A 12,554-nucleotide genomic window follows, 5' to 3' on the forward strand; every position below is an offset into this window, starting at 1 on the left:
GGGTAGGGCTCGCCGGTGGAGGGCACCACGCGCTGACCCTGGCCGTCGTAGTGCATCACCTGCCGCACGGTGCCGTGCTCGTAGTGCATCACCGTCTTGCGCACGCGCTCGCTCACGCCGCCTTCGTGCATGCGCTCGGTGGTGAAGTGCTCGGAGGCAGTCCAGGTGCGAGGTCCGTGAAGCTGGCCCTTCTCGAAGGCGCCCTCCTGGGACACGGCGCCGTCCTCGTGGAAGCGCTTGAAGGGGCCGTGTGGCGTGCCCTGCTTCATGATGCATTCGTTGCAGAGGGTGCCGTCCGCGCGCCAGTACCGCCAGGTGCCATGGGGGCGGCCCGTGACGTCCTTCGGGCCGAAGGACCACTCCTTGTCGCCGTCGTCCCAGGTGGCGCCCTCGGGAACGCCGGAGGGGGGCTGGCCCGCCTCGGTCCGCTTGCGGTTGGCGATGCGACGCTGCTCCTCCGCGACGTCCACGGCCCGCAGCGCGCCGAGCACCCGGTCCAGCGACTCGGCGGACAGCGCACCGTCACTCCGGTGGACCTCCAGACCGTCCTTGAACGCGACGAGCGTGGGGAATGAATCGATGCCCAGTGCTTCGGCCACGGCCTCATGGGCCTCCGCGTCGAGCCGGGCGAAGCGGATGTCCGGGAACCGCGCGGCCGCCTCCGCGAAGACGGGGGCGAAGACGTGGCAGGGCTCACACCAGGAGGCCCAGAAGTCCACGACGCACATGCCGGGCCGATGGGTGACTGACTCGTAATCCTCCGGGGTCAATTCAACCGGGACGCCTGCCAACGGGAACTCCTGCTCAGGGGGAGGGCAGATAAGAGGGGCGCCAGGGACGCGCGTCAACCGGCACGTCACGGGGGAACCGGCTTCCGTCCAGGCGTGACCGGAGCCAGACCGCTTCGGGCGAGAGCGACGGAACGCGCGACGACGTCCGCTGCTTCAGGGTTGGCGAGCGCCTGGGGGGAATGACGCGGGAGCGGGCTGGAAGGCGAATGCTCGCGGAGCGCTCGGACACGAACGCTGTCCCCAGGGTTGAGAAAGCGAGAACCCCGCAGGGCTCCCCGTCCGAGCCGGACCTCGCGAACTGGTCCGACTGTCGGACCAGTTGGGCTGACCGCGGCCCCGGGGGCTCCCCCGTCCGCGCCGGACCTCGCGAACTGGTCCGACTGTCGGACCAGTTGGGACCGTGTCGCGCGGGAGGTGGCGGGCATGGAGGTCCGAGGGCCTGGTCGGGGGCGGCCGTCGACATGCGCCCGAGCCGGCTGGCACCCTGGGAATTCCTCCTTCCTCCAGGAGCTCCGTTCCTGCGCCGTTTCCCTGTCCCGCGGTGGATGCCCATGTTCTTGGCGGAGGGCTCGCCGTCGCGCTGGGGTTCATCGGCTGTGGCCCGGCGGATGCAACCGGAGAGTCCCTGCTGGCGGACCTGGAGCGCGGCCGCATCCCGCTGCTGTCCATCACGGCGAAGCGGCAGTGGCAGGGAAGGGACGACCCACCGCGCTCCAGACTCACCGCTCAGAGCACGTCCCGGTGCTTCATGCGGAAATAGAACTGGTACCCCGCGTCCTTCAGGGCGGTGATGCGCTCAGGCAGCCCGTCGTCATCCCAGATGATGCCCAAGCCCTCCAGGTCGATCCGTGCGGGGTCGATGACGTGCGTGTTGAAGTCCCATGGGTCCAGTCCCAGGCACTCGCCCGCGTCCCGGAGCAGCACCGGGTCGTGGAAGTCGAACAACAGTGTCACGATGATCCGCGCGTCCTCCTGCGTGTGCTCGTAGTAGTGCGCGGAATATTCGAGATAGGGCACCAGGCTCCGGCGGAAGGGCCCGATGGCGACGACTCCCGCGACGATGGATGGAAGGTCCGTCCGCGCCATGGGCTATCCGTTTGGCTGGAAGTAGAAGGAGAAGCCCGCGTCGCGCAGGCGCAGGAAGCACTCCAGCCGGTGCTCCTCGCCGGGCTGCTCGAACCTCTGGAGCGCGTCCACGTCCGCGCGCCACGGGTCGAGCGCGTGGGTGTTGAAGTCCCACGGGTCCGCCCCAAAACACCCGGCCAGAGCGCGGCTGCGGGAGCTGCCCTCTGGCGCGGAGAACACGGGGACGACGATGATGGCCCCCTCGCGGGTGTTCCGATGCCACTCGTCCGGTTGCTGGAGGAAGGGCACCAGCTCCCGGCGGAACGGACCGATGCCCAGGACCTCTCCGTACATTCCCATGGCCTGAACCTACCCCGTGTCAGGCCGTGGTGAATGGCCGCGTCCCGCGAGCCTCCTGGGGGCTCTGCTACCCTGGCCCCACATCACCCCGAGGCCGCGCCATGACGTTCTCCGTCCGCACCGCCAACCTGCGCACACTCAACTCGCTGACGAAGTACCCGTCCATCCCGACGTACCACGCGCTGGGCGACAAGGGCCGGCTGGCCGAGCCCGCCATCGCGTTCGACGGGCCCGTGGTCGGCACGGAGAAGGTGGACGGCACCAACGCGCGCATCGTGTTCCTGCCGGATGGCACGTACCTGCTCGGCAGCCGTGAGGAGTTGCTCTACGCGAGCGGGGACCTCATCGGGAACCCGGCCCTGGGCATCGTGGAGCACCTGCGGCCGGTGGCGGACGCGCTGCGCGAGAAGCGGCTCGACGCGGGCGGCATCACCGTCGTCTTCGGCGAGGTGTACGGCGGCAACGTCACCGCGCACAGCAAGCAGTACACGGCGGAGAAGCGCGTGGGCTACCGCGTCTTCGACGTGGTCCGCCTCACCGACTACGAGACGCCCCTCACCTGGTCCGCGGAGCAGCTCTCCGGCTGGCGTGAGTCCGGAGGCCAGCCCTTCGTGACCGAGGACGCCCTCCAGGTCTTCACCCGTGAGCACGGACTGGAGACCACGCCGCGCATCCTCGAACAGGACGGCGCGGCGCTCCCCAAGGACCTGGAGGGCGCGTTCGCCTGGCTGCGCGCGCACGCGCCCGCGACCCGGTGCGCGCTGGACACCGGGGCCGGGCAGCACCCGGAGGGCATCGTGGTCCGCACCCGTGACCGGCGCACCATCGCGAAGGTGCGCTACGAGGACTACGAGCGCACCCTGCGCGTGAAGCGCTGAAAGTCAGAAGGCGGCGGTGGCTCCGTCCACCGCCGCCTCCATCCGAGCCGCGCCTTCAGTCGATCTGCAGCTCGGAGATCTTGTGCGGCTTGTCGCTGATGAGGTCCATCAGCTTCCCGAAGCCGAAGGTCAGCAGGCCGATACCGGCGCCCACCGCCATGCCCAGCGGGCCGCCAATCGCGCCCACCGCCACCGCGCCGCCCAGGCTGCCCGCGATGCCGACCGCGCCCTTGGCGATCTGCGCGCCGTCGTTCACCTTCGCGCCGTTGACGATGTCCATCACGCCGCCCGCCGCGCCGCCCACCGCGCCCAGCACGTTGGCCGCGCCGCCCGCCGCCTTCAGCGCGGAGAGCGCCTTGGCCCCGGCGCTCGCCGTCACACCGGCCACCTTGCCGATGCCGCCCATGCCCTTCACCGAGTCCAGCACCGTGCTGGTGAGGGCGCTGCTCACCTTGGGGTCCGCCAGCGTCTTCGCCCAGGGGATGCTCTTCGCCGCGTTGGCCGTGTTGGAGGTCGTGGTGAGCGCGCCCGCGTTCTTGAAGCCCTTGATGGCCTCCGTGAACGCCTTGCCGCCGGAGTACATGTTCACCGCGCCGTTGGCCGTGTCCGCCACGCCCTTCACGATGTCCGGCATGTTGTTCTCGCGGATGCCCCGCGCCAGCGACATGCCTCCCGCAACCACGCCCGCCACGCCGCCCAGCGCGCTCGCGCCACCCTGCGCCGCGTTCAGGCCCTTGGACACGGTGTCCCTGCCCAGGATCTCCGTCGCCTTCGCAGGCAGCCGGGCCGAGTCCTGGCTCAGGCCCTTGAGGATGTTCAGCGCCTGCGCGCCGCCGCTGTTAGCGTACTGGTTCACCGTGTTCGCGGTGGAGATGGACGCCTGCTCCAGCAGCACCTTGCCGAACTCGTCGTCCTTGAAGGCCTCGGCGTCCGTGACGTCGCGCATGTCGGCGCCGTCCTTGCCGGACAGCTGCATCCGCTCGCCGTCCCTGCCCACCTCGTGGATGCCCTTGCGGCCGTCCGCGTCCGTCACCGTGGTGCGCGAGTTCACCAGCTGCGCGCCCTCGCTGGACAGCAGTGACGTGTCCTCCTTGAGGGCGCTCTCCGTCTTGTTGTCCTTCGTGCGCTTCGTCTCCAGCGACTCCTGGAGCTCCAGGCCCTGGCCGGTGGCCTGGCGGCTGCTGGTGTAGTGCTGCTCCAGGTCGGAGCCGTCCGGCTCGCGGCTCCGGGTGTCCATCTTCTCGATGGAGCCGTCCTGGCCGTACGTGGTGGAGGACTCGCCGCTCACGGGCACGCGCTTGGAGGAGTCCGCCTTCTCGAAGGTCTTGCCCTCGAACTTCTCCTTCACGGTGCTGCCCTCGCGCGTCCGCTCCGTCTTGATGGTCGCGTCCGGGTAGCCCTCGATGAAGGTCTGCGAGTCCAGCCGGTCCGCGCCCTTCTGCAGGTCCACGGTCCAGCGCTTCGGCGGGCGGCCGTCGCCGGTCTTGTCCGCGTCATAGTTCTCGCCGCCGCCCTTGCCGTACTCGTCGCGGACCTTGTGCAGGCCCTCCATCGTGTGCGGCCCTTCGCCCGCCAGGTGCGTGTGGCCGTCCAGCGTGCGGTCCACGTAGGACGTTGCCTTCACGTTGTCCTGGGAGAAGTCCTGCGTGCGGTTGTACTGCACGTCGCCCTGCTTGCCGTCCTCACCCTTGGGCGGAATCGTATAGGTGTACGTGTCCGCGCGATCCACCGGCTTGTCGAAGTCGAACGGGCCCTTGAGCTTGTTGTCGATGGAGCCCCCTCCCTTCTGCTGGTAGTAGGCCGTGCGGCTCGTCTGCGCGCCGCCGTCCGCCTGCGAGTACGCGTCCGTGATGAGCCGGTCGCCGTCCTTGTTCGGCTCGATGTGGACCGCGTTGCGCGTGTACGTGAGGCCCTTGTCCTTCGTCGTGGAGATGTCCCCGAAGGACTTGAGGTCCGCGGTCTCGTTCTTGTCGCCCTTCCACTCGGCGCGCTCCACCACCGAGCTGCCGTCGTCCTTCAGCTCCAGCCGGTCGCGCTTGTTGGTGCCGTCCTCATAGGCGGCCGTGTCCATCACCACCGCGCCGTCCTGCTTCGTCGCGACGGAGCGCTCCACGACCTCCTTCTGGCCGTTGACGCGGGTGAGCTCCACCTGGTTGTCGGACAGGCGCTTGACGCTGGCGCCTTCGGGAACCTGCTCCTTGCCGTCCGCCATGGCGAAGAGCCTGTCGATCTCCTGCGTGGTCTTGTCCTTCAGGGCCTTCTGCGCATCCACCGTCTCGGTGCGCCGCTCGACCACGGTCTTCAAATCCACCGCCTGCTTCGCCTTGTCCTCGCCGGACACCGTCTGGCGCTCCGCCGGGGCCGCGCCCGTCGCGGCCAGCCCCACGCGCAGTTGGGGGACCGCCGGGGGCTTCACTTCCGCGGTGGCGGCCTTCACCGCGCTGGCCACGCCGCCCAGGAGCTCCGGGCCTGCCACGGGCCTCTTCGCGTCGAACCCGTCCGCCACGACGGCGGGCTTCTTCGCCTCGACCTTCGGTTCCATCGGCGCGGTCTGGGGGGCGGCCACGGCCGGCTTCTCGGTGACGGCGGGGGACAGCGGCTTCCGGGTGGCGGGCGTGATGACCATGGGGGGAACTCCAGAAGGGGAGGGCTGCGAGCACTGCGATGCGCGGACCCCATTGCGTCCGGCGTGCCAGCCCCGGACGCGGGGTCCGGTTCCTGTTTCCGGAGGGTTGTCTCCCACCCTGTGCGCGGGCGCTGATGACTGCCGTCGGGCGCTGGTGACGGCTGTCACCAGGCAGGCGGCCGTGATTGACGCATCGCGGAAGGATGTTCGGAGCGGGCGAAGGCCGGCGGTACACTCGCGGATCAGGTGCACCGACCATGACCAGACGAGACACCGGCAGGGGAAGCGCAGGCACGGGCCCATCGAACTCCGTGCGCTCGGGCACGGGCCGGGGCACGGGACATGGCACGGGCCCCGGCGCCAGGACGCGCCGCGCGGAGGACATCCCGCCCGTCCCCCAGGTGGGCCGCTACCTGCTGCTGCGCAAGCTGGGGCAGGGCGGCATGGGCGTGGTGTACGCCGCCTATGACCCGGACCTGGACCGGAAGATCGCCCTGAAGCTGCTGCACCCGAACGCCAACCAGGACAACGAGGAGGCCCGCTCCCGGCTGTTGCGTGAAGCGCAGGCCATGGCGCGCGTCTCCCATCCCAACGTCATCCCCGTCTTCGACGTGGGCATGTGGGGCGACCAGGTCTTCGTCGCCATGGAATTGGTGGAGGGCGGCACGCTGGGCTCGTGGCTGAAGGAGGCGAAGCCGTCCTGGCGCGAGGTGCTGGAGCGCTACCTCCAGGCGGGCCGGGGCCTTCAGGCCGCGCACGCGGCGGGGCTGGTGCACCGCGACTTCAAGCCCGCCAACGTGCTGGTGAGCCACGCGGGCCGCGTCTACGTGACGGACTTCGGGCTGGCGCGGCAGGTGGGTGACGGGCCGGAAGTGGCGTCCTCGCCGGAGGAGGCCCAGGTGCTGGAGTCCTCCGACCGGCGCATGCTGGACACCACGCTCACGGAGGCGGGCCTGCTGGTGGGCACGCCCAACTACATGTCCCCGGAGCAGTTCCGGGGCACGCAGCTGGACGCGCGCACGGACCAGTTCAGCTTCTGCGCGGCGCTCTACGGAGCGCTGTACGGCACGCGTCCCTTCGACCCCGGCAGCATCAAGGCCTACGTGTCCGCCAGCCGCAGCGCGGAGGTGGAGGCGGATGGCACGCAGTCGCTGGGCGGCACGCAGTCGCTGAACGCCGCCCCGGCGAAGGCCACCCCCATCGCACCTCCGCCCGCGCTCATCCGCGAGCCCCCGCGCGACGCGAAGGTGCCCGGTTGGGTGCGCCAGGCGGTGCTGCGCGGGCTGGCGCTGGACGTGGACGCGCGCTTCCCGTCCATGCAGGCGCTGCTCGACGCGCTCTCCCAGGAGCAGCGCCTCGGGCAGCGCAAGCGCTGGATGGGCGCCGCGGGCGCGATGACCACCGCGTTGGCGGTGGCGGGTGGCGTGGCGTGGCAGCAGTCGCAGGTGTGCGCGGACGCGGGCGCGGGGATGGACAGCGTCTGGACCCCGGACGCGAAGGCGCGGCTGGAGTCCGCCTTCCGCGCCACCGGGAAGCCCTTCGCGGAAGGGATGGCCTTCCGCGCCACGCAGGTGCTGGGACAGTACGCGGACACGTGGAAGCGCCAGCGCGTGCAGGCGTGCGAGGACGCGCGCGTGAGCGGCGTGAAGCCGGAGGAGCAGCTGGACCGGCAGGTGGTGTGCCTGGAGCGCCGGCGCAAGGACCTGCGCGCGACGGTGGACCTGCTCGCGGGCGCGGACGCCGCCGTGGTGGAGAAGTCCGTGGACATGGCGCACGCGCTGCCCGCGCTGCACGAGTGCGAGGACGTGGAGTCGCTGGCCGAACAGCAGCGCCGCCCCTCCGACCCGGGGCTGCGCGGGGAGATTGAAGCGCTGGAGGACCAGCTGTCGGAGGTGCGCGCGCAGGTGGACGCGGGCCGCTACCCCGCGGCGCTCGCGGCGGTGAAGGCGCTGGAGGCGCCGGTGGAGAAGACGGGCTACCTGCCGCTGAAGGCGGAGATGCGCTTCCACCTGGGCTGGCTCCAGGAACAGACGGGCCAATCACCGGAGGCCTCCCGCCTGTTGTCGCGCGCCGTCTTCGACGCGGAAGCCGGCCGGGCGGACCGGCTGAAGGTCACCATCCTCAACAAGCTCCTCTACGTGGAGGACGGCCAGAAGCACTTCGACCCGGCGGCGAACTGGGGCGAGCTGGCGGAGGCCACCCTCCAGCGGCTGGGCGGCGAGCCCGTGCTGGCGGCCGACGTGAAGGTGAACCAGGCCAACCTCGCCATCTCCCAGGGCCACATCGACGAGGCCCGCAAGCGGCTGGAGGAGGCGAGCGCCCTGTACGACAAGGCGCTGCCGCCCGAGCACCCCAAGCGCGCGCGGACGCTCTTTCTCCTGGGGCGGCTGGTGCTGGGCTCGGGCGACGCGAAGGGGGCGCTGCCGCTGCTGGAGGCGTCGCTCGCGAGGACCGAGGCGGCCGTGGGGCCGGTGCATCCGGACGTGGCCCGCCGGCATGGCCTGCTGTCCCTGGCCCTGCGCGAGGCCGGTGAGCCCCAGCGCGCCCTGCCGCACGCCCAGGCGGTGGTGGACCTCTACAAGACCCTCCACGGCGACAGGAGCCCGCAGGTGGCGGAGGCGCTGGACGAGCTGGGCATGTGCCAACTGGGGATGAAGCGCTACGACGACGCGCTGAAGACCTACGAGCAGGCCCTGGCCCTCAAGCGCGAAGCGCTGCCCGCGGACGACGAGGGGCTCCAGCCCTCTTATGACGGCGTGGGCCAGGCGCTCCTGGGGCTGGGCCGGGCGCGCGACTCCGTGGCGCCGCTACAGCAGGCGGTGTCCTTCGCGTCCGCGCCCCCGGACGCGCTGGCGGAGTCCGGCTTCGCGCTGGCGCGGGCGCTGTACCAGACGGGCCAGTCTCCAGAGGCCCGGGGCGAGGCCACCCGCGCCCGGGAGCGCTTCAACGAATCCGGCCTGGACGCGCGCGTGGGGGAGGTGGACTCGTGGCTGGAGACCCTGCCCAAGGAGTCCCCGCGCCCGCCTGCCCGAAAGCCTCCCCGGAGCCGCCGCCGCTAGAAGGCACGCGAGGCTGCTGGCGGCCGTGGCGGGGCGTGTTACCGTCCCCGGCCGTGTCGCTGCCGCCAGATGACGACGAGGCGCTCCTGGATGCCACGGCCACCCTGAACCGGGGCCGTGCTGGACAGGTGCGGATGGTGCTCCGGGTGCTTTCCGGCGCGGAGGCCGGCAAGGTCCACCCGCTCAAGCAGGGGACGTACGTGGTGGGCAAGGCCCCCACGTGTGACATCGTCCTCTCCGACAAGGCCGTCTCCCGCCAGCACCTGAAGCTGGAGGTGCACGACGAGCACGTCGTCGCCACGGACCTGGGCTCGCACAACGGCTCGTTCGTGGAGGGGCTGCGCTTCACCGCCATGGAGCTGCGCCCCGGCAGCGTCGTCACCCTGGGCGCCACCGAACTGAAGCTGGTGCCGGAGGACACGCGCGAGCGCTCGCTGCCCCTGTCCTCGAGCGAGAGCTTCGGCGCGCTCGTGGGCCACAGCCGCAAGATGCGCGAGGCCTTCACCGTGCTGGAGCGCCTGGCGCCCGGCGGCGCGGACGTCCTCATCCACGGCGAGACGGGCACCGGCAAGGACCTGTGCGCGGAGGCCATCCACCAGAGGAGCCCGCGCGCCAAGGGGCCCTTCGTCATCGTGGACCTGGCGGGCGTGCCCTCCACCCTCATCGAGTCCGAGCTCTTCGGTCACGTGAAGGGCTCCTTCACCGGCGCCCAGGCGGACCGCGCGGGCGCCTTCGAGCGCGCGCAGAACGGCACCGTCTTCCTGGACGAGATTGGCGAATTGCCCCTGGACCTGCAGCCGCGCCTCTTGCGCGTGCTGGAGCGCCGGCAGGTCAAGCGCGTGGGCGGCAACGACTACTTCACTGTGAACGTGCGCGTGGTGGCCGCCTCGCACGTGAACCTGGAGCAGGCCGTCCAGCAGGGGAAGTTCCGCCGAGACCTCTTCCACCGGCTCGCCGTGCTGCGCGTCACGCTGCCCGCGCTGCGCGAGCGCCCGGAGGACATCCCGTTCCTCATCGACCACATGCTCAAGCAGATGGGCCGGCCGCCAGGCGCGCTGTCGGACCAGACGCGCGCCCTGCTCATGCAGTACCCCTGGCCCGGCAACGTGCGCGAGCTGCGCAACGTGGTGGAGCAGGTGGTCAACCTGGGCGAGGAGGCCCTGCCGGACCTGGAGTCGCCCCAGGACGGGTCCGGCCGCCGGGGCCCGGACCTGGACCTCCCCTTCAAGGAGGCCAAGGAGCACCTCATTGAAGTTTTTGAGCGCGACTACCTCAAGAACCTCATCGAGCGCTGCGAGGGCAACATCTCCCGGGCCTCCCGGGAGGCGGACATCGACCGTGTCTACCTTCGGAAACTCCTGCGCAAGCACGGGTTGGATCCGTCCGGGGACCCTTAACACGGGGCGGCATCCCGGGTAGGATGGCATCCCCCATTCCCCCCCTCCGGAGCCTCCACCGTGAGCGTGAACCTCTCTTCCAACCTCCTGCGTACCTTCCAGCAACTGGCGGAGGTGAAGCCGACCGCCCAGCCCCAGCAGGCCGCCCAGCAGGTCGGGTTGCCGGAGGAGAAGGTCGTCTCCCAGGTGGAGGGCGCGCCCACGCCCGTCCAGACGGAGCAGGCCTCGGACGCCTTCGCGGCGGTGGAGGCCCTGAACCAGGCGTGGGCGAACCGCTTCCAGCCGGTGTCGGGTGCCGCCGCGCAGGACCTGGGCGTCCCGGGGACGCTGGCGAACGCGCCCCAGGCCCCGGAGATTGGCGGCTGGGACACCGCGGCGGCGGACCCCGAGGTGGTCAAGCAGACCAACCAGAACGACTGCGGCGCCGCGGTGGCGGTGATGCTGGGCAAGGAGATTGGCACCAGCAAGGCGCAGCCCACGTCGGACAAGGAGAAGATGGCCGCGCTGGAGTCGCGCTTCACGCAGGGCCAGGGCACGTCGCCGCATGAGCTGTCCAACATGCTGGCGAACCAGGGCACGAAGGTGACCCAGACGTCGTCCAAGCTGGACACGAAGGCCCTGGATGACGCGCTCGCCCGCGGGGCCAAGGGCGCGGTGATGGTGGACTCCTGCCTCGTGGACCCCACGACGAAGCCGGGCGAGACGGGCCGCGCGCACTGGGTCTCCGTGGAGGGCAAGGACGACCAGGGCCGCTACCTGCTCAAGGACCCCAGCACCGGCTCCAAGGTTCCGGTGGACGCCCAGCGGCTCGCGGACTCCGTGGAGATCTCCTGGAACCAGCACCAGGGCGGCGGGCAGATGATTGTCGAAAGCGCCCAGGGCATGTCGGAGGCCCAGGCCGCCGCGGAGGGCGGGCAGAAGGCCGTCGCGCTCGGCAACACGGACGGCGGCGGCTCGCGCGCCATGTCCAACTTCGGCCGCGAATCCTCTTAAGGACTTCCGGCACCCATGGCCCCCCGGTCCATCCGCCACGGCCCCCTGCGCGTCTCGCTGCCCGACGGCTGGTTCGACGCCAGCCAGGTCGTGGCGGTGGGGCCGGAGGAGGACGGCTTCCGCGCGAACCTCGTCGCGTCGCTGGAGCCCGCGGTCCCCGGTGAGTCCCTGGAGGGCTTCGCCGCGCGCATGCTGGAGGGCGTGCGCACGGCGGAGGCCTTCCACCCCGTGTCGGAGCGCAGGGCCACCCTGGGCGCCAACACCGGCGTGCTGCGCGAGTACACCTTCCGGATGCACGGACTGGCGCTCGCGCAGCTCCAGTTCTACGTGCTGCGGGAGCAGGTGGCCTTCACCTTCACGTACACCCAGCGCGCGCACCGGCTGGACGCGACGCGCGCGGAGGCGCAAGCGCTGCTGGCGTCCGTGACGCTGGAGTCGATGGCGGAGCTGGCGCTGCGGCCCACCGTCTTCCGCGCCTGACGCGCGCGGCCCTCAGACGATGAGGTGCTGCACGGCCTGGAGCCGCAGCAGCTGACGCGCCAGGGCCTGCACCTGTTCCACCTCCTGCTGGCCCAGCACCTTGCGCAGCGCGAGCTTCATGTCCGTGGAGGCGCGCAGCAGCAGCATGCGCAGCTGGGCGTTGCTGAGCAGGGGGTTGAGCTGGCGCAGGTGGCCCACCAGCGCGCCCAACTGGGGCAGCGTGAGGCCCGCCACCATCACCTGCGTCTTGGAGCCCTCGTCCGGGCTCTGGCTGATGGCCAGCATCCACGGGGACAGGAGCAGCGAACGGGTGAAGTCCTTGTCGCAGGGCAGGCCCAGCCGCGTGCACTCCTCCACCAGCGGGCCGGTGTCGTGGCCCGCGATGACGGGCTGGATGCGGGCGGCCTCGTACTTCTGGAGGACGGCGTCGTACCCCTTCCGGGCCTCCAGTCCCTGCGGCGTGCGAGGGAACTCCGCGAAGGCCAGGTGCACCTCTTCGCGCAGCGTGCCCAGCAGCGTGGCGTCATCCACGGAGCCGGGCTCGCCCAGCACCTGGGCCAGGTAGGCCCGGTCCTCGGGGAGCGCGTTCGCGGACTTCCACCACTCGTAGGTGACGGTGCTCTCGCTCAGGATGACGGGCAGGGTGACGACGCCCTGGCGGCCGGGGTTGGCGAGGAAGGCGCTCATCTTCCCCTCCACCTCCGTGAGTCCCCGGTGGAGCCGGTGGAGGACGGCCACGCGCAGCTTCGCGCGGCCCTCCAGCGCCTGCCGCGCGGCGTCCGCCGGCTGGCCGTCCGTGGCGGTGCGCTCGCGGGGGGACTCCGAGGTGGCGGGTTGGCGCGCGAGCTGGGGCGCGACCTGCACCGGCGGGGCCAGCGGCGGCGGCTGCAACTGGGGGGCGGACG

10 protein-coding genes are annotated in these 12,554 nt (G+C 71.2%); 5 read left to right on the forward strand and 5 right to left on the reverse strand.

Features of this window, described 5'->3' with window-relative positions; all coding sequences use genetic code 11:
- The 3 genes from D7W81_RS33870 to D7W81_RS33880 form a co-directional block, all read right to left on the reverse strand.
- A partial coding sequence (locus D7W81_RS33870; protein WP_244227604.1) for a thioredoxin family protein occupies positions 1-791 on the reverse strand: 791 nt, incomplete at its 3' end.
- A gap of 726 nt (positions 792-1,517) precedes the next feature.
- A complete protein-coding gene (locus D7W81_RS33875; protein WP_120559537.1) occupies positions 1,518-1,877 on the reverse strand; it encodes a hypothetical protein in 360 nt (119 codons plus the stop codon).
- Between the two features lie 3 nt (positions 1,878-1,880).
- The gene (locus D7W81_RS33880; RefSeq protein ID WP_147445717.1) at positions 1,881-2,216 is read right to left on the reverse strand and encodes a hypothetical protein; all 336 of its coding nucleotides are present in this window, start codon (positions 2,214-2,216) and stop codon (positions 1,881-1,883) included.
- 101 nt (positions 2,217-2,317) lie between these two features.
- Here D7W81_RS33880 and D7W81_RS33885 point away from each other — a divergent pair, with 101 nt between their 5' ends.
- Complete coding sequence (locus D7W81_RS33885; RefSeq protein WP_120559539.1) at positions 2,318-3,094, forward strand: RNA ligase family protein; 777 nt, start codon at positions 2,318-2,320, stop codon at positions 3,092-3,094.
- 55 nt (positions 3,095-3,149) lie between these two features.
- Here D7W81_RS33885 and D7W81_RS33890 read toward each other — a convergent pair whose 3' ends face one another.
- Positions 3,150-5,720, reverse strand: coding sequence for a hypothetical protein (locus D7W81_RS33890; protein WP_120559540.1), 2,571 nt, complete (start codon positions 5,718-5,720; stop codon positions 3,150-3,152).
- A 257-nt stretch (positions 5,721-5,977) separates the two neighbouring features.
- Between D7W81_RS33890 and D7W81_RS33895 the strand changes: the two genes are divergently transcribed.
- The 4 genes from D7W81_RS33895 to D7W81_RS33910 all read left to right on the forward strand — a co-directional run bounded on the left by D7W81_RS33895 (position 5,978) and on the right by D7W81_RS33910 (position 11,649).
- Entirely contained in the window at positions 5,978-8,779 is a 2,802-nt protein-coding gene (locus D7W81_RS33895; protein ID WP_120559541.1) for a serine/threonine-protein kinase, read from the forward strand.
- A 134-nt stretch (positions 8,780-8,913) separates the two neighbouring features.
- The gene (locus D7W81_RS33900; RefSeq protein ID WP_244227606.1) at positions 8,914-10,176 is read left to right on the forward strand and encodes a sigma 54-interacting transcriptional regulator; all 1,263 of its coding nucleotides are present in this window, start codon (positions 8,914-8,916) and stop codon (positions 10,174-10,176) included.
- Positions 10,177-10,236: 60 nt separating this feature from the next.
- On the forward strand, positions 10,237-11,169 hold the full coding sequence (locus D7W81_RS33905) for a hypothetical protein (RefSeq protein ID WP_120559543.1): 933 nt from the start codon (positions 10,237-10,239) through the stop codon (positions 11,167-11,169).
- Positions 11,170-11,184: 15 nt separating this feature from the next.
- A complete protein-coding gene (locus D7W81_RS33910; protein WP_120559544.1) occupies positions 11,185-11,649 on the forward strand; it encodes a DcrB-related protein in 465 nt (154 codons plus the stop codon).
- Between the two features lie 12 nt (positions 11,650-11,661).
- On the opposite strand, the gene D7W81_RS42590 is transcribed toward D7W81_RS33910, so the two are convergent.
- Positions 11,662-12,554: hypothetical protein (locus tag D7W81_RS42590; RefSeq protein WP_158621744.1), on the reverse strand; the 893-nt coding region annotated here is incomplete at its 5' end.

The organism is Corallococcus aberystwythensis, assembly GCF_003612165.1.
GTDB lineage: Bacteria > Myxococcota > Myxococcia > Myxococcales > Myxococcaceae > Corallococcus > Corallococcus aberystwythensis.

Excerpts from the sequence above, each read along its gene's own strand:
- D7W81_RS33875 (WP_120559537.1), bottom strand. The coding sequence starts at position 1,877 with ATGGCGCGGACGGACCTTCCATCCATCGTCGCGGGAGTCGTCGCCATC.
- D7W81_RS33880 (WP_147445717.1), bottom strand. The coding sequence starts at position 2,216 with ATGGGAATGTACGGAGAGGTCCTGGGCATCGGTCCGTTCCGCCGGGAG.
- D7W81_RS33885 (WP_120559539.1), top strand. The coding sequence starts at position 2,318 with ATGACGTTCTCCGTCCGCACCGCCAACCTGCGCACACTCAACTCGCTG.
- D7W81_RS33890 (WP_120559540.1), bottom strand. The coding sequence starts at position 5,720 with ATGGTCATCACGCCCGCCACCCGGAAGCCGCTGTCCCCCGCCGTCACC.
- D7W81_RS33895 (WP_120559541.1), top strand. The coding sequence starts at position 5,978 with ATGACCAGACGAGACACCGGCAGGGGAAGCGCAGGCACGGGCCCATCG.
- D7W81_RS33900 (WP_244227606.1), top strand. The coding sequence starts at position 8,914 with ATGGTGCTCCGGGTGCTTTCCGGCGCGGAGGCCGGCAAGGTCCACCCG.
- D7W81_RS33910 (WP_120559544.1), top strand. The coding sequence starts at position 11,185 with ATGGCCCCCCGGTCCATCCGCCACGGCCCCCTGCGCGTCTCGCTGCCC.